This is a genomic window from Ruegeria sp. CE12, from assembly GCF_056537525.1.
The window spans coordinates 1-22,906 of the sequence record NZ_JBQFRS010000018.1; the positions used below are offsets into that span (position 1 = coordinate 1).

A 22,906-nucleotide genomic window follows, 5' to 3' on the forward strand; every position below is an offset into this window, starting at 1 on the left:
ATCTTGCTGATCACCGTCACATTAATACTGAACCCCCGATAAAAACCGTTGTCAGCGGTCTTGATCGGAAGTTCCGAAAGAGGTGGCTTTAGCGCCATAATCAACGTCTCCCTGTTGTTGATTTTGCAGATTTAGCTATCTGATTACTTTTAGCTGATTGCCGAATTTTTCCCGGGAGCCCACCTAGAACAACGACGCAGCTGTCATGCTTCGCCGGTCTCGGTGAGTCCGGGGAGTTAGACCTGTTCCGTTCGCTCTATTCGGCTGCAAGCGCCAGTTTATGCACGTGAATCTCGTTGATCGGATGGCTTTCAGCTCCGATCACCCCAGGACGGGAATGACGATACAATGACCGCCAATAGGGCTGGATGATTGTGCCGTCATCCCGCATGAACTGTTCGATCTTTTCCATATGTCCACGCCGGGTCTCTGCATCGGCGATGGCCGAAGCTTCTTCCAGCATCGCATCAAACTCAGCACTCGCCAAACCGGTCTCGTTCCACGCCACGCCTGACTTATAGGCAAGCGTTAGAACCTGAACGCCCAAAGGTCGGTGCCCCCAATCGGTTGAACTAAACGGGTATTTGTTCCAGTCATTCCAGAAGGTGTTGCCCGGCAACACCGTGCGTTTGACGTTCAGACCCGCATCGCGCAACTGGGCAGCCAATGCGTCTGTCGTGTTGCGGCGCCAGTCATCATCGATCGAGAAAATCTCATGCTCGTAGTCGAGCATGCCAGCTTCCTCCAACAAGGCCCGCGCGCCTTCGACATCGATTTCAGGGGCACCAATATCAGCATATTCAGGATGAATGGGGCAAACATGATGGTTTTCGCCCAATGTCCCGCGGTTGGCATAGCCCAGTTCCAACAAAACCGCGTTGTCGCAGGCCATCGCCAGCGCGCGACGAACGCTTGCATCAGCATAGGGTTTCACACCGTCAACCTCGGCATCGCGGTTTGTGCGCAGAACCATGGTATTCGCCGAAACAGATTCACTTTGGTTCCAACCGATGCTTTCGTAGATATCGACAAACTCTCCGACCGTTTCATAGGTCATGTCGATCTCTTCCGCCTCTGCAGCCGCGAGGTGTGCGGCACCATCCGTGCCGTAGTCAATGAACTCAATCCGATCGAGATAGGCACCTTCGCCCCACCACTCATGATCGGTGTTCTTTTCCAGAACGACCTTCTCGCCAACCAGATACTCGACCAACTTGTAAGGACCTGTACCAACCGGATCACTCGCCGGATCACCGGACCATCCGTCGGGCACAATGGCTGCAGGATACTCAGTCACAGCCGGGATAATCGTGATGTCTGGCCGAGTCAGTTTTAGCTTAAGCGTCAGATTGTCGACGATCTCCAAAGCGCCATCTGCGGGGCCATCACCGGCGTCATTCTGTAAGGATCCCATGCGCGCGGCCATCGAGTTTCCTTCCCAAGTGCCGTCACACCAACGTTTGAAATTATAGGCCACATCTTTCGCGGTAAGCGTTCCTCGCCCATCGTTCCAGTTTACGTTTGGGCGTATGTGCAGAAGGTACTCCGTCGCATCGTCGTTGACTTCCCAGCTTTCCAATAGCCGGGGCTCGAACGTCCCGTCCGCGTTGTATTGCACCAGATATTCCAGAAACCCTCGGACAGTGTTGCCAAGCTGCGGCCAATTGTAGAGTGGCGGATCAAGCTGCGCGCGAACGACCTGTTGAATACGCACTTTACCACCGGGTTGAATATTTGTTGCGGCTCGCGCTGGCTGAGACAGACCAATAATTGAATAAGCAGCCGATGCAGACAGCCCAAGCGCTGTAGCGCGTGTCAGAAATTCGCGACGGCTGAGTGTTCCGTCAGCCACCTCACCGGCATGCATAGCGATTGCTGGATGAATGGTCTGGTTGCGACTTTGTTTGGTCATCATTGGCTCCCGTGTTTCTCTCACAGGGCTGCTTGAGCGCCCGTTGACACAGTTTTTGGTACAAAAGCGCTTCTTTTTGCAGTAGCTGAGTAATTATGGATGACATTAGCAGAATTAATACCAGCCTAAGTCGTAACCTGGTGGCACTTTATGCATTCGAAATGGTTGCGAAACATGGGAACTTCACGAGCGCCGGAGAGGCTCTTGGCTTGACGCAGTCCTCGATCTCGCAACGGATCAAGGGTTTGGAGGTCGATCTGGGCGTGGTGCTTTTCAAACGAGAGCACCGTGGTGTTTCACTGACTCACGAAGGGCTCAGGCTTCTTAATGTGGTCAGACCCGCAATGACACAAATGGGTTATGCGGTTGGGTCTTTGCTTGAGCGCAAAACCAAGCCCAGAGTTCGGATATCAGCCGATTTTGCGTTTTCTACTTTTTGGTTGCTTCCGCGTCTGGGTTATTTGCGAGAGGAAATCGGTGACGAAATCGAAATTCAGATTCTGGCCTCAACCGTACCGCCCGATCTGGATGATACTGATTGCGATATTCGGATCCATGTCACTCCCAAAGAGCAGATTAAAGCCGATGAAATATTACTTTTGGAAGAGGTGGTCGCCGCCGTTTGCAGTCCACAGCTATTAGAAAAGATTGGACCAATTCGTTCTTCCGCCGATTTGTTGGACGCTCAACTTCTGAGTTTGTCGAAACCTGCGACCGCAGCTTGGCAAACCTGGCAAGGATGGTTTGATGCCTTGGGCGTAACGGGCGAAAGAAAGAAAAATTACATAAGCTTCAACAACTATGACATGGTCACCCAGGCTGCTTTGTCTGGCGATGGTGTCGCTTTGGGGTGGATTGGTCTGATAGACGATTTGCTCAAGAAAGGTTCGCTGGTTACCGTTACGAACGACATAGTTGCCAGCGACGCCGGCTATGTGATGTCACGTAGCAATGCCGACTCGGGCCGCGGACCTAAACTTGTTTTCGACTGGATCGCAGATCAAGTTCTCACAGCTTCTTCGACATAGCACATGTCAGGTGTGCGGTCGAACGTGGTGCTTTGCCGAACTCGGCTTGAAGAACTTCAATGCAGGCGCAACTACCAAGCATTTCTGGTGGAAAGCAGAAGCTCACTGCGAAAGCAACGATGCTACACAGTCATTGACAAACCTAATGAGTTAGTTGGCTCCTGCCCCTAACCGGCTTCACCATGCGCCATGCTGCAGGTGTTGAAGTCTGTTTTACGGGGTACGTAACTCTGCGCTCAAGACCTGTCCTTTTCGAGCCGATGGTTCGGTTCACGACCAGAAAAGAGAGCGACAGGCATGTCTTGCTTGATCGACGCACCTAAAGCGCATGAATCACACAAGATGCTCAATCTCACCTATCTCAAAGCCCGTCGCCCGGCGCCTGCTGAACCCGCCCACAACCGCGTGTCAGATCAGTGATTACCTTGGTACCCGCGCATTAGTCGTCACCCGCCCAAATGTTGCATGTCTGCTCGGGAACCGAGGTTATAATGCGGATTGGTTCAGTGACGCTCTTATAAGAAAGAGATCATTTTCCGCAGGCTCAAGGGCTGGTGGGGTGTCGCAACCACATGCGACAAATGACCGAATTTTGAGTATCCGCCACCGCCCCGCAACCATTGCCATCTTCTGGATATGAACCCTGCGCTCAGGCTTCAAAATTTGGATCTCAAAAATTGAAGCCTACGAACAGCTGGGCAGAAAGGCTGTCATCCGATTTGACAACAGGGCTGTCTGCAGCGTCCCCCAACAGTTTGGAGTATGTGGCAATCCCGGTCAGGCCCCAGTTTTTGCCCAGTGGCTTAGCAAAGCCGAATTCGACATTCACAGACTTGAAACCAGAGCCGGACGAATAGGTCTGCAACCCCGAACGGGCTGACTGGGCGGGCGTAACACCAAAAAAGGACTGGTTGTAGTTGCCGTCCGCCCAATCTGCCGAAATACCACCGATCAGCGCGAGGCCCCGTTCATCGACGGTGTCGCTGATATTGGTGCCGGTAGGCAGCAACAGGCCCCTAACAACACCAAATGGAACTTCACTTTGCAGGCCAAAGGATACCAAAGTGCCTTCGGAACCGGACAGAAACTTTTGCACGTCCGCAGTGGCAACAACACCGCCCAGATCATACTGGGTGCCAAGTGACAACACGGCTCCGTCATCGATATCACCCAGCCCGTACAGGTAGGTGCTGTCGCTTTCCTTACGCCCACCGCCATAACCGACGGCCGCGGACAACCGAAAGCGTTCCTCGTCTACGACAAATACGCCAAGACCCTGCGGACCCACCAGAAAACGATTGCGGTAGACTAGCTGAAAGCCGGGCAATGCCTCTGTCTTGTAGCGATCCGACCCTTCATATTCGGGTGCATACCCGACGCCTGCGCCGATGAAAAAGTCCCAGTCACCCCCATCATCTTCATCGCTATATCCGCCGATATCCTGAGCATGTGCTGTGAGGGGTCCGGCAATGGCCGCAACCGTGATGGCGACGCGCAAGCGTGCCGGTGAAGAAAAGGTCATGATCTTCCTCAGTTCTGATTTTCGTTGGGGGTAAATTCGGCGCAATGTGTCTGCAAAGTTTGCCGACAAGAGGCTAAATTGTAATTGTTTGTCACAGTGGTATTGCAGTTGCAGACTGATTTGCGGGATTGCGTTGTATCCGGTCCCTGAGGCCCAGCATCACCGGGACAATCAGCAGGGTGATCACGGTGGCAAACAACAGTCCGAATGCAAGAGACACCGCCATCGGGATCAGGATTTGCGCCTGTTCAGAGGTCTCCCAAACCAGAGGTGCGAGCCCGACAAATGTTGTCACCGATGTGAGCAATATGGCCCTGAATCTGGCGGCACCAGCATCCATGATCGCCTCGACATATCCCAGACCTTCGTCGCACCGGGCGCGATAGCGGCTGGTCAGGACCAATGCGTCATTCACAACAACACCACTAAGCGCGAGGATGCCAAAGAAGGACAAAAGGGAGATCGGGATACCAATAATCAGATGCCCCAGAATGGCGCCAACGATGCCAAATGGAATGGCACACATGATCACGACCGGATCCAGATAGGATCGCAGCGGAATTGCCAGCAGGGCGTAGATCGTCAGCAGAGCAAGGCCAAACCCACTGATGAGTTGCAGGGTTGCAGCGCTTTCCTGTTCGGCCTCGCCCGCGATTGTAATGCTCTGCCCCGGAATGTCCGATTGCAGGGCAGGAAAAATCGACGTTTGCAGATGATCCAGAACCGCCTGAGGTGTGGTGATTTCCCTATCAACCTTCGCACTCAGGGCCAGAATACGCTGACCGTCGATGCGTTCAAATTGTTGCTGAGTTTCACGCGCGGTTACCTGTGCCACGCTGGTCAGTGGGATGATCCCGCCTGACGGGGTCGGGATCAACACGCGGTCCAAATCGCTTTGCGTGTTTCTGGCGTCACGTGGGAACCGGACCCTGAGGCTTACTTCATCTTCACCACGCTGAATCTTTTGCGCCTCAAATCCATAAACGCTGTTCCGCAATTCTGAGATGAGGCTCAGGTTGGTGATCCCCAACTGCTCACCCAATGGTAAAACCTCGAACCCCAATTCGATCACACTGTTGTCCAGATTTGTTCTGATATCGTTGACCCCTCCGACCTCTTTCAGGGACTGGGTTAAGGTCTGCATCGCCTGTTCATTTCTAACCGGGTCTGCATTGCTGAGCTCAATGCGCAGATCCTCGAAATCATCGTCATCTGTATAGAAGTTGAGCTGTGTGACCACGGCAGGTGATCGCGACGCCGCCCGCCAATCCGCGATGAAGTCGGCAGCAGAAAAACTGCGGCTGGTGCTGCTGGTCAGTTCGACGGTCATCTGCACCTCTTCCGCGCGGGTTGACGAGGTGTATCGGTTCAGAATGGGGGTTTCTTTCAACCCGTAACGTTGCTGATACAATTCTCCGGTTTGCACCAGGCTTTCCTCGAACAGCCGCGCCACGTCACGGGTTCTTGCAGAGGGCGTGCCACTTTCCAGCGTGACGCTCAAATAGACCTGCGAACTGTCACGTTCGGGAAAAAACTGCGTTGGGACGATGCCACGTGTTACCAGACCAATTGCTGCGACAAAGATCGCCAGCGCCACCATGAATGAGGCCGTCAGGTTGGTCACAGCCGTCCTGAGAATGGGAAGATAGGCCCGCTTCACAACCCAGCTCAGCGCATTGTCGATTGCTTTCTGGAGGCCAGCCCAGATGCGGGTCAGGCGGTTTTGAGGCTTGTTGTTGCCAAGCCTGAGATGGGCAAGATGTGCGGGCAGGATCAACTTGGATTCAACCAGTGAAAACAGCAGGCAGACAATCACTACAACGGCGATGATTTTGAACGGTCCACCAAAGTCACCACTGATCATTGTGAGTGGAAAGAATGCAGCCACCGTCGTCAACACACCGAATGTGGCGGGTGTAGCGACCTCAAGCGCCCCCCGAACAGCGGTTTCGACCCCTCCCCCATCACGTTCCTTATGCGCATAGATATTTTCACCGATGACGATCGCGTCGTCGACAACGATGCCCAGGACGATAATGAAGCCGAAGGTCGTCAGATCATTCAGCGAATAGTCAAACCCTGTCGGCCCCAGAACATAAATGGTTCCGGCAAAAGAGATCGGAATGCCGACTGCCACCCACATCGCAACGCGTATGTTGAGAAACAGTGCCAGCATTACAAACACAAGACCCATCCCGATCAGAGCATTGCGGGACATCAGCGCCAGACGGTCACGGATATTCTTGGCCTCGTCCGACCAGGTTTCTAGCGTGACGCCGTTGGGAATGCGGCCTTCACCCTGCATCGTGTCAATATGGGCCGTGACACTATCCGACGCGGCCGTGATACTGTCCTTTCCGGTCAGCTGCACATCCAGCCTGATTGAGGGTTGGCCATTGTAGATCGATATCACCGGGTCTTCGGCAAACCCATCCACGATTTCGGAAATGTCGCCAAGGCGAACCACGCCCCCTTGGGGAGATGAGCGGACGACCGTGCGCTCAAGCTCACTGCCGTAATAAGCCTGATTTCGGCTTTGCAGAATAAAAGTCCCCCGCTCGGTCTCGAGCGATCCGGCGGACAGGTTGACCGAGCGACCCCGAACCGCGTTGGCAACCTCATCAAAGGTGACGCCATAGGCCCGCATCTTGTCTTCACTCAGCTCGACCGTGATCTCATATCCCAGCGCCCCTTCGGTGATGACCTTGCTGATCGTAGGCAGTGACAGCAATTCACGGCGGATACGGCGCGCCGCTTCCTTGAGTGTCCTGTGATCCGCATGGCCCGAGACCTGAACGTGGATGACATGGCGATCTTCCTGCTCGGCCGCGATCGTGGTCTGGTCAACCTGTGTCGGAAAGGTATTGATGGCATTCACACGCGCTTCGATGTCATCCTTGAGGCGATCCAGAGAGTAGCCATCGACACTTCTGACACTCACCGTGGCTTCGCTGGCGGTGACAGTCGATGTAACCTCTTTGATCCCGGTCACGCCGCTGATTGCCTGCTCGACCTTGATTGCCGCACCTTCCTCAACATCGCTTGGCGAGGCGCCGTCAAAGGAAACCGTAACTGTGACCGTGCGCGGGTCCGAGGCCGGGAACCCCTCGGTCCGCATGTTAAGGCCGGTGGTCAGTCCCATTACAAGGATCGTGACCATCAACAGGTTCGCAGCCACCGGGTTGCGAGCAAACCATGCAATCCAGCCCTTGTCTTGGCCACCGGTCATTGCCCGGCACCGTTTTCGGCGAGGTTCAGGGTATCTGTTTCGCTCATGAACACCGGGGAAACTGCGGTGCCGTTCAAAAAGTTACGACTGGGCGGGGTCAGTCGCAATGTTGGCGGCCAATCGGAGCCCGGCGCGACAAAGGAGCGATCCCCCTGACTAAACACCGGTATCAGCGGCATACGGCGCAGCTGATTGTCAAAATCCACGTGCCAGACAGCGCCATCGCGTCCGATCAGAGCGCGTGGAATTCCGATCAGATCCTCATAGCTGCGCCCATCCACTTCGGCGCGCAGGAACTGACCCGGCAAAAGCCCGTTCAGCTCCTTTACCGAGACGATCAGCTCAATCCAGCGATTGGTCGCGTCGATACGCTGTCCGACGCGTTCAACAACACCCTGCCATTCCCGGCCAGATTGGGTCGCGATCAGACGTACCCTGTTGCCGATCGGGCTGGACAGCCGCGCTGCCTCGGCCTCAGTCAGGGTCAGGACCACATCCATTTTCTGGGTGTCATAAAGCTCGACGACCTCATCACCCGATTGCAACAGGTCACCGGGCCCGACCGAACGCTTGAGAATGGCACCGTCAAATGGGGCAACGATGCGGGTCTGATCCAGAACATAGCGCGCCCGGTCCGCAGCCAGTCGCGCAGCGTTAAGGTCCGCACGCGCCTCCTCGAGCTGAGGCAGGCGCAGAACCAGCGGGTCGGGATCACCCTTGTACCCGGCAGCGTCCCAGTTTTCCTGCGCAATCCTGGCGCGCTGTTCCTCTTCGGCCAGAACGCGACGTGCGGTAGCCAGTGCAGTGGTGCGATTGGCAAGATCAAGTTGCTGGCCGGTATTTTCAATCTCGGCCAGAACATCGCCCTTTTGCACCAGAGCACCCACCAGTGCGGCATCGGCAACCTGCGTAACCCGGCCACTGGTTTCAGCACGCAAGCTGATCTGCCACCGTGCCCGGGCCTGCCCAAACACGGTCAGGACATCCTGCTGGTGCGAGGCACGCAACACGTGAACATCAACTTGCTGTCCCGTTGTCGCCGTGTCGCCGGGGGCCTGAGGAACCGGTCCGGGTTCATTTCCACTTGCAACGAATACGATGGCGGCAAGCAATGCCAATCCTGCGAATAACAGCTTCATTTTATACCTCTTTTCCCAGTGCCAGGGCCAATGTGACGCGATTGCTGAGACGTGAAGAGCGGACCGCCAGTAGTTGCCCGCGAATGTCGAAGACTGCATTTTGCGCATTGAGCAGTTCGAGAATGCTGGTCAGCCCGGCCTGATAGCGCGTTTCAAACAGGTCTGCGGTGGTTTTGGCATGTTCGACTGCCTTACGAAGCTCTGCCTCACGCCTCCGTAGCAAACGTTCCTGATCAAGGGCCTGTTCCACTTCGGAAAAGGCGCGCAAGGCGGTTTGCAGATAGGTGATCCAGGCCTGATCAGCGCGGTTTCGCGAGGCGAGTATTTCGGTTTTCCGGCGGCTGCCATCAAAGACCGGCGCGGTTAGCTGACCTGCCAAAGTCCAGATAGTGGCACCGCTGAGAAGGTCCGAGAAATCAGACGTCGTTGACCCCAATGATCCTGTCAGGCTGATCTGTGGCAGAAGGTCTTTCTGGGCCACGGAAATCCGTTTGTCCGCCGCTTCAACCCGCGACCATGCCGCCCGCAGATCAGGGCGATTGGTCAGAACACTGGCTGGTACACCTGCTCGTGGCGCGGCACCAATTCGGGGCAGACGGGGCGCACCCTTGATCATCGCGTCGGGATATTCACCAAGCAACAGCTCCAGCACCCGGGCCGCCTCATTTCGTGTACCCTGATTGGCCAGCAATACCTCTTGCGACAGAGCCACATCGCGGCGAATGGCGGAGAGGTCGTCCAGAGATCCCACCCCTGCGCGATAGTCGCGTCGAACGAATTCCTCGCGCTGTTTCAAAGCTGCAAGGCGGCTGGATTCCAGTGCTACGGCCTGAGAGGCGCGGGCATATTCGAACCAGCTCTGCATGACCTGCGCCGCGATCGAGGCGCGGACGGCCTGTAGCTGATCAGCCTCGGCAGATGCGTCGAGGCGCGCGGCTGATCTGCTATCGCGCAATCGGCCCCAGACATCTGCCTCCCAACTGACATCGAGCGACGGCCTTGAAGTTCCACCGGTTGGACCGCTGCCCCCTGTACGGGTGTTGTTAAATGAGCCGGAAACACTGGGCGACAGCGATGCACCCACAATCCGGGCATTGAAGCCGGCCAGCTCCATCTGCCGGGCAGCCAGCTGAACATCGGGATTGTTCTGCAAGGCGCGGTTCACGATACCCGTCAGCTGTGCATCGTCGAACAGGTCGTTCATCCCCTTGATCAGCGCTGTCGGGCCACTCTGCCCGGCAGCAAATTGCGCAGGTGGCTGCAACACGGCCTGCGCATTGCGGTCCGGGGGCGGGGTGAACTCTGCGCAGCCCGTCAGCACCAGAGTGAGGGCGCCTGTGATCAGATATCTTGACTTCATGCCGCCTACCTAGGCAGCGGTTGTCGCCGGTGTTTGTCAGGGAAAACGAAAATTGTATCAAACTGTATCAGCATCCCGCGTTGAGGCATTTTGATACATAACGGCGTTTGCATACCGCAATCGCTGCGTTATGCCCGTAAAAACCCAGAGCCAACCGTCCGGATATATGTCTAACCAGCACCTTCTCATCGTTGACGACCACCGCAACATCCGCGAGCCATTGGCCGAGTTCATTCGCAAACACGGATACCGTGTCAGTCAGGCAGCCAATGGTCAGGAGGCGTTTGCCGTTCTCAGGCGCGAGGAAATCGATCTGGTCATCCTCGATATTCTCATGCCGGGCGAAAGCGGGCTGGATGTCTGTCGTCGTATTCGCGAGACGATCGGTACCCCGGTAATCCTGCTGACCGCAGTATCAGACGACATGGACAAGATCATCGGCCTTGAGATGGGCGCAGATGATTATGTCACCAAACCCTTTAACCCGCGCGAACTGGTGGCGCGCATCAAGGGTGTCTTGCGCCGCGCAAACGCGCTGCCGCGCACATACTCCAAGCTTGAGGCCGGATCGATCCGGTTTGGCGACTGGCTGCTGAATACCAACACCCAGACATTGACCAACGACAGGTTGCCCGATCAGACTACGGAACTGAGCAGCATCGAGTTTCGTCTTCTAACCACGTTTCTGCGCCACCCGCGCATTCTGATGACCCGCGATCAACTGCTGGATCATGTCAGCAATCGCACCGCCACAGTGTTTGACCGCAGCATCGACAATCAGGTCAGCCGACTGCGCCGCAAAATCGAAACCGACCCCAAAAAACCGCGATACATCAAAACCGTCTGGGGTGGCGGATATCTGTTTTCGTGTGATGTGGTTAAGATATGAAATGGCGCCCCAGAACGCTGGCGGGTCAGTTCCTGGTCCTGATGGTCGGCTCGGTCATGCTGGCGCAAGTGCTGATGCTTGCCACTTTCATGGTCGAAACAGACGGCAAGATTGATCAGTACGAGCGGACCTATGTCCTTGGCCGTATCGCTGCAGTTTACAAATCAAGCACCCATATGAGCCACGAAGAACGTGAGCATCTTTTGAAGAACGTGTCCAATCCGGATATTGTCTTTAGCCTTAGGCTCCAGCCCCGCGGTGTTCCGCTTGAACAATCAGATGAAGAAGTTCTCAGAGGATTGCGCGAGTTCCTCGACGCGCCCGTCCAGATCGCATCCCAACCCGTCAGCCTGTGGGACATCATTCGGTTCTGGTATCAGGATGCAGAAGAGAACTGTTTTCTTCTGCTGACGGAATCCCTGAGATCATCGGATTGCCCCTATTGGGAAGCATTTGTGAGGTACGATGATGGAAGCTGGTTATCAGCTGTCGGCCCACCTTCCCCCGAGGCTCCGGTGTTGCTGGCGCCGGTGATTTTTTCGGTGTTCCTGACAATCATCGGGATCACCATCGTTGTCGCACTTGTCACGCGCCGACTGACAGCCCCCTTGCGCGAGCTCTCAAGCGCAGCAGATCTGGTCGGCCGTGGCGAAGATATCGACCCCCTGCCCGAGACCGGACCCCGCGAACTGTCGTCGGTGATGACTGCCTTCAACACGATGCAGGAACGCACCCATCGTTTCATTCAGGACAGAACGACCATGCTGGCCGCGATCAGCCACGATCTGCGTACTCCGATCACGTCACTTCGGCTGCGGGCAGAGTTCATCGAAAATGAAAAGCTAAAGGGTCAGGTGATCGAGACACTCGATGACATGCAGACAATGGTCGAAAGCTTCCTGACCTTTGCCAAACAGGACATCAGCGAAGAGAAACTGCAAGAGTTCGATCTGGTTGACATGCTCAATGCAATGGCGACCGAAACCAAAGGCATGGCATTTACGTCTTCGGTTGAAACCTGTCTCTATCTTGGTCGCAAGGTGAGTATTCGACGGGCTTTATCCAACCTTGTTGGCAATGCCATCAAATATGGCCACGAAGCTCGGGTCCAGCTTGAAGTGGATGAAAACCGCGTTTGCATCACAATCGAAGACAGTGGCGATGGCGTGCCTGAAGACAGGTTCGAAGAGATTTTCACCCCATTCACCCGCCTGGATCAGGCGCGTTCAGTCACTGAGGGTTCTGTTGGCCTGGGTTTGTCAATTGCTCGTTCGATCGTGCGCAAACACGGTGGTGACCTTATCCCGTCAAATCTGGAGCGCGGGTTTCGGATCACAGCCATATTGCCGCTGTGATATCAAACAGACGGTGTCTTTCCCTCTAGGAGGAAAGGAAACTCGCTTGATCTGGTTAAGGAGCGCCAAGGTTCTGTCGCAATTCTATCACGGAATCAAAAACATCAACGTTGAAGACGGAGCCTTCGGCGCACCGAAAGCTCTCGTCACACTTGGCGATACAATCTCGGACTAGTCGACGGCCAGCTCTGTGATTTCCCTGCGGAAGGGCAAGGCATCACCGATATCCGGCCCGTCCAGTTCACGTGCATATCGATGACCCGCATAGGTCGCCCAGGCAATCGGACCCGGAGCACTCGCATCGCCTACAATCTTCACCGACTGAATCCCTGCGTCAATCCATTCGGAACGCCGCTGCAACAAGTCTTCGTAAATGCTGTCATTACCAAGTCTGGAAGCAACCATGACAACGGCATCTGCTTCGATCTTCCAGGTCCGGTCTGTATAGGTACAGTTCGAAACCACGTGATCTTTGTGCACTTCGGTGATGCCTTGGTTCAGAACAATCTCGACACCGGCCTCAACCAACCGCGGATGGATGGCAACCTGTTCCAGCGTATTGTTGGTCCAGTCGCTGACATAGGCTGACGGCGTCACCAATGTCACCTGCGCACCGTTCTTGGCAAGAAGCTCTGCCAGTACACCGCCCATGTAATAATGATCATCGTCATAAACCACGACGCGACCAGATGGGATGGTACCGTCCATCAGATCATCCGGAGTAAGCACATTAGCCCCTTCGGCAATTGGCATGGGGACAACGTGCTGACGCGATACTCCGTCCCGACGCCAAGTCGAACCGGCCGCGATGCAAATGTTCTCGAACCCGAACTCAAGGATACTGTCTGCATCCAGTTCGCTCTCCCGATAGATTTCGACATTCGGTCGCTGCTGCAATTGGTATTCGCGGTAGTCCACGACCCGCCCCCAGGCGCTGAGCCCCGGCAAAGTACGTTCGCGAGTTACACGTCCGCCGATTACATCTTTTGCTTCAGCGACGGCGACATCATAACCCCGGCGACTAAGCGCCCAGGCCGCTTCAAGCCCCGCAGGACCCGAACCAACGATCAAAACGTTGGAGCTGTCGCCTTTGTCATTCATCTTTTCAGGGTGCCAACCTTTGCGCCACTCCTCCATGAAAGTTGGATTCTGTGTGCAACGACTGATCGACATGGTCATGTCACCAGTGATGCAGATGTTACAGCCGATGCACTCGCGAATATCATCGATCCGGCCTTCCTCAACCTTTTTCGGCAGGAAAGGGTCTGCAATCGAAGGGCGTGCGCAACCTATGAAATCCAACGTGCCGGACTTGATCATCCGGGCCATCACGTCCGGTGAAGTGAAACGACCAACGCCAACGATAGGCTTGTCGGTCAATTCGTGAATACCGCGTACAAGCTGTTCCTGTGCCGCCTCTTCCTTGAACCGCGACGGCCCCGAGCAATCTTCCCAGGTACCTTGCGCCAGATCCCAGAGATCAGGCAGGTCCTTGTTCATTTCGATATAATCGCGCACTTCAGCGTTCGAAAAACCCAGTTCGCCGATTGTTTCGTCCAACGACACCCTCAACGTAATCGCCATTGTATCACCGACAGCATCGCGCATGTCCGCAATGACTTCCTGACTGAACCGGGCACGGTTTTCCAGGCTGCCGCCATATTCATCGTTACGCTGGTTGGTGGCGCGGCTCAGGAAGTGCTGGAATATGCCAAACCCATGCGCGCCATAGAGGCAGATAAGATCAAAGCCAGCCTCTTTTGACCGTTTCGCTGCGTTCACGAACCAGCGGCGCAAGTCCTTGATATCCGATTTTGACAACGCCCGTGCCTGTACCGGGTCGTTGGTAAAGGTCCGAATTGGCAGGGCGGACGGCGCCAATGGTACCTCTTTTGTGTACAAATTCGGCCCGTTGATGCCCGAATACGCCAGCTGAATACCGGCCAGCGCGCCGTGGGTCTTCATCTTTTCCGACATTTTGCGCAGCTGCGGGATGTCCTTGTCCTCCCACAGGCGCAGTTCGATGAAAGGCGTGATTTCCGAGGTATGATGCATCTCGCACTGTTCGGTGAAGATCACGCCCCAACCGCCCTCGGCCTTGATCCCGCGCATGGCAGCAGCAGCGGACGGATCGCGATAGCCACCACCATTACAATGTGGCACCTGATAAAAGCGGTTCTTGGCAGTCAGTGGGCCAATTTTCATTGGCTCGAACAGAACATCGTAGCGTGGATCACGCATGCTGGATCTCCCTTGGACATCTGGCGGGGTGATCTCCACTTGGCGTTTTCCGGATCCGGGCTTTCATGGCCGCAACCGCGTCAGGCTGGATTTATACCCCTGTTATGTGCAACAAATCCTAATTCATCTCACATTTAGGGGTATATACCCCCAGAGAGGTATGAATTGGTGAACCAGTCTCCGGCACCTGAACTTCTGGCAGCGGCTATTCTTGCAATTGAAACACAGGCTTTTCCGCAGGAACTGCACAGTTGGTTGGCCAGGTCCTGTCGTTTCGACAATATCACGATCCTGGCTTTTTTCGAGAATCAGGAACCCGAGGTGTTTCTGACCCACGCTTCCGAAGGACGTGTATTCGAACGGATCGGGAGCCACTATGTAAACGGAGCCTATCTGCTGGATCCATTCTACGGACTATTCCGGAAAGATGCGGGTGATGGCCTCTACCGGCTGGCCGATGTGGCTCCGGATCAGTTTCAGCGCAACGAATACTATAAATCCTATTATGAACGCACCACGTTGGTGGATGAACTGGCATTCTATTGCAGCCCCTATCCGGGCGTTGGCGTGACAGTCTGTATCGGCCGGGACGCAACCACCGCTTCAAAGTTTTCATCGCGCGATATTGCCAGCGCAAGTCACATAGCGCCGGTTGTCAACGCTCTGGTCAGAAAGAACTGGCGTAAACTCCGTTCGGAGAATGACAGATCGCCGGAAAGCACGGTAGAGTCTCTGCGTGACCGGCTATCGGCTGAAAAAGACATCTCCCTGAGCGCACGACAATCAGAGATCGCGCTGCTGATCCTGCAGGGGCATTCATCTATTTCTATTGGTCTGACCTTGGGGATCAGCCCGCAGACCGTAAAGGTCATTCGCAAGCAATTATATAAGAAATGCCAGATTTCATCTCAGGGCGAACTTTATTATCTGATCGCACCGTTTCTGTCTCAGATCCGTTAACCCCTGCGGAAATATGCAGGAAATCTACCAGATTAGTCACAGCCTAACTAAGGGTAAGTTAGACAGTAATTTCGCCTGTTTTGAAGTTGTGAAATTTTATCCCTGAAACGCGCTAGGAGTGTTGGACCGGCACGAAAATCCACGAACAGGTGGAGCCACGATGTCGAGGTTCGGGCCTAAAACAGGGTCTGTTTCCGCTGTCGGTATTTGGTTTTTTCTCGTTTGTCCGCCCATTCAGCGGAGCGAGAAGTGCCAAATCGGCTTGGTCCGGCTTTCAAGCCGTCATCGGTCCTATGGACCGGCCGAGAACATTAAAAGGGAACCAAAAAATGGCATTGGAGAGAACGGACACGCTGATTGTTGGCGGAGGTCAGGCAGGGATCGCTCTGAGCGAACACCTGGGAAATAACAATGTGCCCCATCTTGTGCTGGAAAAGAACCGCATCGCCGAAGCATGGCGAACGGGGCGCTGGGATGCGCTGGTTGCGAATGGACCGGCTTGGCATGATCGCTTTCCCAATCTTGATTTCAAAAGGGATGACCCTGACGCGTTCGTGACCAAGGATCGGGTTGCCGAATACCTTGTAGAATACGCCGAAATGGTCGACGCACCAATTCGTGAGGGCATCGAGGTCCTCAAGGCTGAACGCCTTCCGGGTGAAGGCGGGTTCCGTGTTGAAACTTCTGCAGGAGCAATTGAGGCAAAACGCATTGTTGCCGCGACCGGTGCATTCCAACACCCTGTCATTCCACCAATCGTTCCCGAGACTGCAGGTATCGATCAGCTGCATTCCTTCTACTACAAGAACCCAAGTCAGCTGAAAGAAGGCGCTGTGATGGTTGTTGGCGCCGGTTCGTCAGGTGCCCAGATCGCGGATGAGCTGAACCGTGCTGGCCGCAAGGTGTTCCTGTCGGTTGGTCCGCATGATCGGCCTCCGCGCCGGTACCGTGGGCGCGACTTTGTCTGGTGGTTGGGTGTTCTGGGCCTGTGGGACATGGCAGCGATGAAACCCGGTACCGAGCATGTCACGATCTCGGTCAGCGGCGCTTATGGCGGCCATACGATGGATTTCCGCCGTCTGGCAGGTGAAGGCGTGACTCTTGTTGGCCTGACTCAGGGTTTCGAAAACGGTGTGTTGAGCTTTGCTGATGACCTTCAGAAAAACGTCGCTGCCGGAGACGCGAACTATCTTGAAATGCTCGATGCAGCAGATGCCTATGTAGACCGCACCGGGCTAAACCTGCCCGAAGAGCCCGAAGCGCGACAGTCCTGGCAAGATCCCGATTGTCTGACCAATCCGCTTGCATCAATCGACCTTGCCAAGGAAGGCATTACCACAATCATCTGGGCAACAGGATTCCGTCAGGATTTCAGCTGGATCAAGGCAGATGCTTTTGACGAACGGGGCGCACCAATCCATCAGCGCGGGGTTTCGGTCGAGCCGGATATCTATTTCCTGGGGCTGCCGTGGCAGTCGCGCCGCGGATCAACCTTCATCTGGGGCGTATGGCATGATGCAAAGTACATCGCAGACCAGATCGCGATCCAGCGGGCCTATCAGGACTATGACGGTGAAGCGGCCATCGTTTCCACCGCCGCTGAATAACACCGAAAATCAGGATACCAAAATGGCCCACACCCGCATTCGCAAGTTCAACACATCGGATACCTATCCGGAGCAGAACCTGGACAACGACCTGTGTCAGGCCGTCGTGACCCAAGGTGGCAAAACAGTCTACCTGCGCGGCCAATGCCCACAAAATCTGGACGATGCCGTCAACATCGACAGCCACGACCCGGTCGAGCAAACCCACAAGGTCATGCAGAACATCCGCCAGTTGATCGAAGAAGCCGGCGGTTCGATGGAACATCTGGTCAAGGTGGTCGTCTATATCACCGATGTCCGCCATCGCGAGGCGGTGTATCGCACCATGGGCGAATACATCAAAGGCGTGCATCCGGTCTCGACCGGTCTGGTGGTTCAGGCTTTGGCACGCCCCGATTGGCTGGTCGAAATCGACGGCACCGCTGTCATTCCCGATTGATCAGCTCAGCTGATCAGAACAACCGGGCCGCGCCCCTCTCCCCTTCGTCGCGGCCCGGTTGCGAACTCGTATCTAGCAGGAGATTTGCATGACCTTTTCTCTGGTCGCTCGCTGCCCGGACACCGGTATGTTCGGGTTGGCAATTTCATCTTCTTCACCTGCTGTCGCTGCACGCTGTTCGTTTGCGCGCGCAGGTGTCGGGGCTGTGGCGTCACAGAACGTGACAGACCCCAGCCTTGGCCCTTTGGCACTGGACTTGATGGAACTGGGTCTTTCGGCGCCCCAGGCGGTTGAAGAAGTCAAGAAGCGCGGAAGTTTCATCGAGTATCGACAGGTTTTGGCGGTAGATTCCCAAGGGCGGACAGCCATTCATTCGGGTCCGAATTCATTGGGGATCTGGACGCAGACGCAGGGTGAAAACGTCGCTTCTGGTGGGAACCTATTGGACAACGATGGCGTTCCACAAGCAATCGTCGACGGATTTCTGGCATCGTCAGGTCATATTGGCGATCGGTTGATTGCAGCAATGCAGGCTGCTTTGGCGGCTGGCGGTGAGGCGGGGCCGGTCCATTCAGCAGGCATGAAGATCGTCGACAAGGTCAGCTGGCCTGTCGCCGATCTGCGCTGTGACTGGACCGAGGACTGCCCCATCGAAAACATCGCCACGGCCTGGGACATCTACAAATCGCAGCTGGACGCCTACATCCAGCGCGCAATCGATCCGCGTGAGGCGCCGTCTTACGGCGTTCCCGGAGACGAATAATCAGGGAGAAGACCATGTTGGACAATACGCACGAAGACTGGAAAGCCCGCGCGGCCAACCTCTCAATCCGCGGGCAGGCATTTATCGACGGTAAATTTGTCGACGCCGCATCCGGTAAGACTTTCGACAGCATAAACCCTGCAAACGGCGAAATCCTGGCGCAGGTCGCCGAGGGCGATGCAGAAGACATCAATCGGGCCGTGGCGGCAGGGCGCAAGGCTTTTGAAGATGGCCGCTGGTCGCGCATGGCACCGGGCGATCGAAAGACCATTTTGCTCAAGCTGGCCGACCTGATCCGTGCAAACCTAGAAGAGATGGCCCTGCTTGATAGTCTGGACATGGGCAAGCTGGTTACCGATGCGGTGACCATTGATGCGCCGGGATCTGCGCATTTCTTTCAGTGGTATGCTGAAGCGATCGACAAGATCTATGATGAAGTTGCCCCGACCGGTCCCGGTGATCTGGCCCTTGTGTCGCGTGTACCTTTAGGGGTGGTCGGCGCTGTCACGCCATGGAACTTCCCCCTGGATATGGCGACCTGGAAAGGCGCCGCTGCACTGGCAGCCGGAAACTCGGTTGTATTGAAACCCGCCGAACAGTCACCTTTGTCCGCGCTGCGTCTAGCAGAGCTGGCTGCCGAAGCCGGTGTGCCTGATGGTGTATTCAACGTGGTGCCGGGATTTGGCGTCACCGCAGGTAAAGCGCTGGGTCTGCATATGGATGTGGATTGTCTTGCCTTCACCGGATCGACCGCAATCGGCAAAATGTTCATGCAATACTCTGGCCAATCCAACCTGAAACAGGTTTGGCCTGAAACCGGTGGCAAAAGCCCGAACCTGATCTTCGCTGATTGCGAGGATCTGGACGCTGCGGCCGACATGGCGGCCTTTGGCATCTTCTTCAATCAGGGTGAGGTCTGTTCGGCCAATTCGCGTCTTTATGTCGAGCGCTCGATCAAGGACGTGTTTGTCGAGAAGATGATCGCACGCGCGCGGGCCATGCAGCCCGGCGATCCGCTGGATCCGGCCTCGAAGATGGGTGCCATCGTGGATGAAAAGCAAACACAAGGCATCATGCGCTTTGTCGAGGAAGGCAAGAAAACCGCTAACCTTGTTGCTGGTGGTGAACGGGTCACCGTAGATGGAAAAGGCTGTTTCATTGCACCCACGATCTTTGACGATGTGAGCCACGACAATCCGTTGGCGCGCGATGAGATTTTTGGTCCTGTCCTGTCGGTTATCCCCTTCGACAGCGAAGACGAAGCTGTAACGATGGCTAACGACTCGATATACGGGCTGGCTGCATCTGTCTGGACCGACAAACTAAGCCGGGCCTGCCGGGTCTCGGATAAGCTGATGGTCGGCACGGTATCGGTCAACACAGTAGATGCATTGTCCGCTCAGACCCCGTTTGGCGGCATGAAACAGTCTGGCTTCGGACGGGATTTGTCATTGCATTCCCTTGAGAAGTATACTGCTTTGAAAACAACTTGGATCAAGTACAAGGTTTGATCCTCGAACCTCAGGGATACGGCCTTGCCTTTCAGATACACTCTGCGCCAACTTGAATATTTCGTGGCTGTGGGAAAGGCTGGCAGCATCTCGGCCGCAAGCGAGGTCCTTAATGTTTCGTCGCCGTCGATTTCGGCGGCGATAAACCAATTGGAGGCCGAATTTGGTCTGGATCTGTTTGTTCGCGAACACGCCCGGGGCCTGTCGCTGACCAAAGCCGGTCACAAATTCCTGGAGCGAACCGAGTTTGTGCTGCGAGAAGTGGAGCTTCTGTCGACACTCGCCGGTGATATAACCGGCAAAGTTCAGGGCATCCTGTCAGTCGGCTGTCTGGTTACCTTTGCACAGATCGTCCTACCCGGGCTTCGTCGTGGTTTTGAAGAACTGTATCCCGATGTTCGTATCGAACAACGCGAGCTCAATCAGGCGGATATCTTCAGTCAACTGCGCCGCGCAGAACTTGATATCGCACTGACTTACGATCTTGATATTCCCGCAGATCTCAAATTTCTGCCATTGCTTGATCTGCCACCCTACGTCGTCTTGTACGAAGGGCACCCGTTCGCGCAGCGAGAAACGCTTTCCATAAGTGATCTGAAAGACTCGCCAATGGTGCTATTGGATCTGCCCTATAGCAGCGACTATTTCCTGTCTTTCTTCCGTCAGGCGGATATCAAACCCAATGTGGCCGAACGCACCAGCGATATGTCGGTCATGCGCAGTCTGGTCGCAAACGGATATGGGTTCTCAATTGCCAACGTCCGACCGCTGAATAACCTGTCCCCGGATGGGAAAAAGCTGATTTTCGTACCATTGACCGGCGATCTGAGGCCAATGAAATTCGGGTTGCTCAAGGCACGGATCGAAAATGAAACCAACACCATGGCAGCATTCATAGACCATTGCAAAACCACGGTCGAAGCGGGAAATTTGCCCTTTCTGCAAACCACTTCTGCCAGTTGATCAGCACGCATTGTAGTTCGATTTTTCCTAATCAGTAGTTTGGGTAATCCAGTTTTATGAATCTGCCAGAGGCTTTAGACTGGAAACCCAGAATTGTGCCAAAGCACTCTGTATTAAATTACTCTGTTCGCCCCAAAGCGGATGGAGAAGAGCAACAATTAGGTTCAAACTGGCCTCAATCACATGACGACAACTTTAGATCTGCTCGACAAGCTAATAGCGTTTGACACCGTCAGTAAAAACTCGAACCTCGAGCTGGCCGCTTTTGTCGAGGACTATCTCGAACAACGTGGTTTTGCCGTGCATCGTATAACCGATCCATCCGGCGACAAGACAGGTCTCTATGCAGAAAAAGGGCCCGATGGCGATGGTGTTCTGCTTTCAGCCCATACAGACGTTGTGCCGGTCGGAGGGCAAAGCTGGACCAAAGATCCTTTCCGCCTGACACGAGAAGGTAATCGTGTCTACGGGCGTGGGACTACGGACATGAAGGGCTACGTCGCCTCGGTCTTGTCTCTGGCTGATCGGGCAGAAGCGTCAAAGCTGCGAGAACCGCTCAAGATTGTTCTGTCGTATGACGAGGAGGTTGGCTGCGTCGGTATTCAGCAAATGCTGGAACGCCTGGCTCCGATGCTTGGTCAACCGCGCGCCTGTTTCGTGGGTGAACCAACCGAGATGCAGGTCGCGATCGGTCACAAAGGCAAGGCTGCGTTGCGGGCAATATGTTATGGCCAGAACGGCCATTCTGCACTGGCCCCCAACTTTGTGAACGCACTGCATTTGGCGACAGATTTTGTGTCCGAACTGCGCAGCTTGCAAAAGGCGTTTGAGACAAACGGCAACACCGATCCGGCCTACTCAGTGCCCTACACCACATTACATGTTGGAATGCTGTCAGGCGGCAAAGCGCTTAATATCGTTCCGGACAGGGCCGAGTTGACCTTTGAGTACCGGCATCTGGCTTCTGATCGCGGAAAAGACATACTCGACCAGATTCAGGCAGCGGCCGAGCGGGTAAGTGCATCCTACCGTCCCCGCTTTGCAGAGGCACGTGTCGAGGTCGAGCAGTACAATGCATATCCAGGGCTGGATGTTGCGGAAACCGAGGCTGTTATTGCCTATGCCCAAAAGCTCGCGCAAAGCAACGCTACGACCAAAGTCGCCTTCGGAACCGAGGCCGGTTTCTTCAGCGAACTGGGTATTCCAACCATTGTTTGCGGCCCGGGCTCGATGGAGGGTCAGGGGCACAAACCGGACGAATATCTTGATCTTGCACAACTGACCGCCTGTGACGCGATGATGGATCGTATTCTCGAAGACCTGAGCCTGTAGATGACTTTGGAAATGTTGCAGGATTTTGTACTGGCCGATGGGATTGGTTTGATAGGTTCAATCATCATCGTATGCGCCTATTATCTGGCAACTCGCGGCATACTGCCCGCTGACAAGGTGCTGTTTAACGCCTGCAACATCGTTGGTGGCGCTTTGGTGATGGTGTCCTTGATCTATCGCCCGAACCTGGGTGCGATCGTGATCGAAGTGATGTTTCTACTGATCGCCGTTTTGGCAATCTGGCGGAATGTGCGCAGCGCGAACTGATCCGCGCCGCGACCCCTTCAAGCCGTAATCATGTAAAACTTGCGCAAAGTCTGCGTGATTTCCCAGGTACAGGGCGTGCCCTTGGGAATGAAAAAAGTATCTCCGGCGGTAAAGGTTTGCTCTGCCCCGTCAGAACTGGTCAATGTGACCGAACCTGATATCACAGTCATCATTTCATCTACCGGATAGGCTTCGATTTCCTCCCGGCAGGGTGCGCATTCCCACACACCGACTGAAATCTTCTCATCCTTACTCTCGAAAAAGCTGCTGATGGTTTCGGACTTGTCCGCTGTAGTAAAATCGCTTTCAGCCACAAGTGAAGATGGGCCAAAGCCGGTTTCTGGATGGCCCGCTGCCAGCAATCGTATTGGGGTAGTCATGATGTCTTC

At 55.1% G+C, this 22,906-nt stretch carries 19 protein-coding genes and 1 pseudogene; 13 read left to right on the forward strand and 7 right to left on the reverse strand.

All coding sequences use genetic code 11. From position 1 onward, the window contains the following. Positions 1-256: 256 nt before the first annotated feature. A complete protein-coding gene (locus tag ACR0IO_RS22365) occupies positions 257-1,912 on the reverse strand; it encodes an ABC transporter substrate-binding protein (RefSeq protein ID WP_480744947.1) in 1,656 nt (551 codons plus the stop codon). A 95-nt stretch (positions 1,913-2,007) separates the two neighbouring features. On the opposite strand from ACR0IO_RS22365, the gene ACR0IO_RS22370 reads away from it, so the two are divergent. Beyond that, entirely contained in the window at positions 2,008-2,940 is a 933-nt protein-coding gene (locus ACR0IO_RS22370; protein WP_480744950.1) for a LysR family transcriptional regulator, read from the forward strand. A 400-nt stretch (positions 2,941-3,340) separates the two neighbouring features. Next, positions 3,341-3,457 (forward strand): annotated as a pseudogene (locus ACR0IO_RS22375) (IS5/IS1182 family transposase); the annotation flags it as partial. Between the two features lie 153 nt (positions 3,458-3,610). On the opposite strand, the gene ACR0IO_RS22380 reads toward ACR0IO_RS22375, so the two are convergent. The 4 genes from ACR0IO_RS22380 to ACR0IO_RS22395 all read right to left on the reverse strand — a co-directional run bounded on the left by ACR0IO_RS22380 (position 3,611) and on the right by ACR0IO_RS22395 (position 10,190). Next, complete coding sequence (locus ACR0IO_RS22380; RefSeq protein ID WP_480744953.1) at positions 3,611-4,462, reverse strand: MipA/OmpV family protein; 852 nt, start codon at positions 4,460-4,462, stop codon at positions 3,611-3,613. 91 nt (positions 4,463-4,553) lie between these two features. Beyond that, positions 4,554-7,691, reverse strand: coding sequence for an efflux RND transporter permease subunit (locus tag ACR0IO_RS22385; RefSeq protein WP_480744956.1), 3,138 nt, complete (start codon positions 7,689-7,691; stop codon positions 4,554-4,556). Continuing rightward, positions 7,688-8,830 carry an efflux RND transporter periplasmic adaptor subunit gene (locus ACR0IO_RS22390; RefSeq protein WP_480744958.1) on the reverse strand — a complete coding sequence of 381 codons (1,143 nt, stop codon included), beginning with the start codon at positions 8,828-8,830 and terminating at the stop codon, positions 7,688-7,690. Before ACR0IO_RS22390 ends, ACR0IO_RS22385 begins: the two co-directional genes overlap by 4 nt. A gap of 1 nt (position 8,831) precedes the next feature. After that, a complete protein-coding gene (locus ACR0IO_RS22395) occupies positions 8,832-10,190 on the reverse strand; it encodes an efflux transporter outer membrane subunit (protein WP_480744961.1) in 1,359 nt (452 codons plus the stop codon). Between the two features lie 130 nt (positions 10,191-10,320). Here ACR0IO_RS22395 and ACR0IO_RS22400 point away from each other — a divergent pair, with 130 nt between their 5' ends. The 3 genes from ACR0IO_RS22400 to ACR0IO_RS22410 are packed head-to-tail and all read left to right on the forward strand — an operon-like array spanning position 10,321 to position 12,609. Further along, on the forward strand, positions 10,321-11,079 hold the full coding sequence (locus tag ACR0IO_RS22400) for a response regulator (RefSeq protein ID WP_480744963.1): 759 nt from the start codon (positions 10,321-10,323) through the stop codon (positions 11,077-11,079). After that, positions 11,076-12,434, forward strand: a complete 1,359-nt coding sequence (locus tag ACR0IO_RS22405; protein WP_480744965.1) for an ATP-binding protein — start codon at positions 11,076-11,078, stop codon at positions 12,432-12,434. Before ACR0IO_RS22400 ends, ACR0IO_RS22405 begins: the two co-directional genes overlap by 4 nt. Positions 12,435-12,480: 46 nt before the next feature. Further along, positions 12,481-12,609, forward strand: coding sequence for a hypothetical protein (locus tag ACR0IO_RS22410; RefSeq protein WP_480744967.1), 129 nt, complete (start codon positions 12,481-12,483; stop codon positions 12,607-12,609). Here the strand turns inward: ACR0IO_RS22410 and ACR0IO_RS22415 are convergent. Beyond that, positions 12,606-14,675, reverse strand: coding sequence for an oxidoreductase (locus ACR0IO_RS22415; protein ID WP_480744969.1), 2,070 nt, complete (start codon positions 14,673-14,675; stop codon positions 12,606-12,608). The two genes, ACR0IO_RS22410 and ACR0IO_RS22415, sit on opposite strands and share 4 nt — an antisense overlap. Positions 14,676-14,843: 168 nt before the next feature. Between ACR0IO_RS22415 and ACR0IO_RS22420 the strand changes: the two genes are divergently transcribed. The 8 genes from ACR0IO_RS22420 (at position 14,844) to ACR0IO_RS22455 (ending at position 22,517) form a co-directional block, all read left to right on the forward strand. Then, on the forward strand, positions 14,844-15,635 hold the full coding sequence (locus ACR0IO_RS22420; protein ID WP_480744971.1) for a helix-turn-helix transcriptional regulator: 792 nt from the start codon (positions 14,844-14,846) through the stop codon (positions 15,633-15,635). Positions 15,636-15,964: 329 nt separating this feature from the next. Next, entirely contained in the window at positions 15,965-17,242 is a 1,278-nt protein-coding gene (locus ACR0IO_RS22425) for a flavin-containing monooxygenase (RefSeq protein ID WP_480744973.1), read from the forward strand. 22 nt (positions 17,243-17,264) lie between these two features. Next, positions 17,265-17,681, forward strand: coding sequence for a RidA family protein (locus ACR0IO_RS22430; RefSeq protein ID WP_170337187.1), 417 nt, complete (start codon positions 17,265-17,267; stop codon positions 17,679-17,681). A gap of 88 nt (positions 17,682-17,769) precedes the next feature. Continuing rightward, complete coding sequence (locus tag ACR0IO_RS22435) at positions 17,770-18,444, forward strand: DUF1028 domain-containing protein (protein ID WP_480744975.1); 675 nt, start codon at positions 17,770-17,772, stop codon at positions 18,442-18,444. Positions 18,445-18,458: 14 nt separating this feature from the next. Further along, a complete protein-coding gene (locus ACR0IO_RS22440) occupies positions 18,459-19,955 on the forward strand; it encodes an aldehyde dehydrogenase (RefSeq protein ID WP_480744977.1) in 1,497 nt (498 codons plus the stop codon). Between the two features lie 24 nt (positions 19,956-19,979). Beyond that, positions 19,980-20,918: a LysR family transcriptional regulator gene (locus ACR0IO_RS22445; RefSeq protein WP_480744979.1), complete on the forward strand. Its 939-nt coding sequence runs from the start codon at positions 19,980-19,982 to the stop codon at positions 20,916-20,918. Positions 20,919-21,101: 183 nt separating this feature from the next. Continuing rightward, on the forward strand, positions 21,102-22,250 hold the full coding sequence (argE, locus tag ACR0IO_RS22450) for an acetylornithine deacetylase (RefSeq protein WP_480744981.1): 1,149 nt from the start codon (positions 21,102-21,104) through the stop codon (positions 22,248-22,250). Beyond that, complete coding sequence (locus ACR0IO_RS22455; RefSeq protein ID WP_155139334.1) at positions 22,251-22,517, forward strand: CBU_0592 family membrane protein; 267 nt, start codon at positions 22,251-22,253, stop codon at positions 22,515-22,517. It begins immediately after the preceding gene. Between the two features lie 17 nt (positions 22,518-22,534). Here ACR0IO_RS22455 and ACR0IO_RS22460 read toward each other — a convergent pair whose 3' ends face one another. Next, positions 22,535-22,897 carry a cupin domain-containing protein gene (locus ACR0IO_RS22460; RefSeq protein ID WP_480744984.1) on the reverse strand — a complete coding sequence of 121 codons (363 nt, stop codon included), beginning with the start codon at positions 22,895-22,897 and terminating at the stop codon, positions 22,535-22,537. Positions 22,898-22,906: the final 9 nt, after the last annotated feature.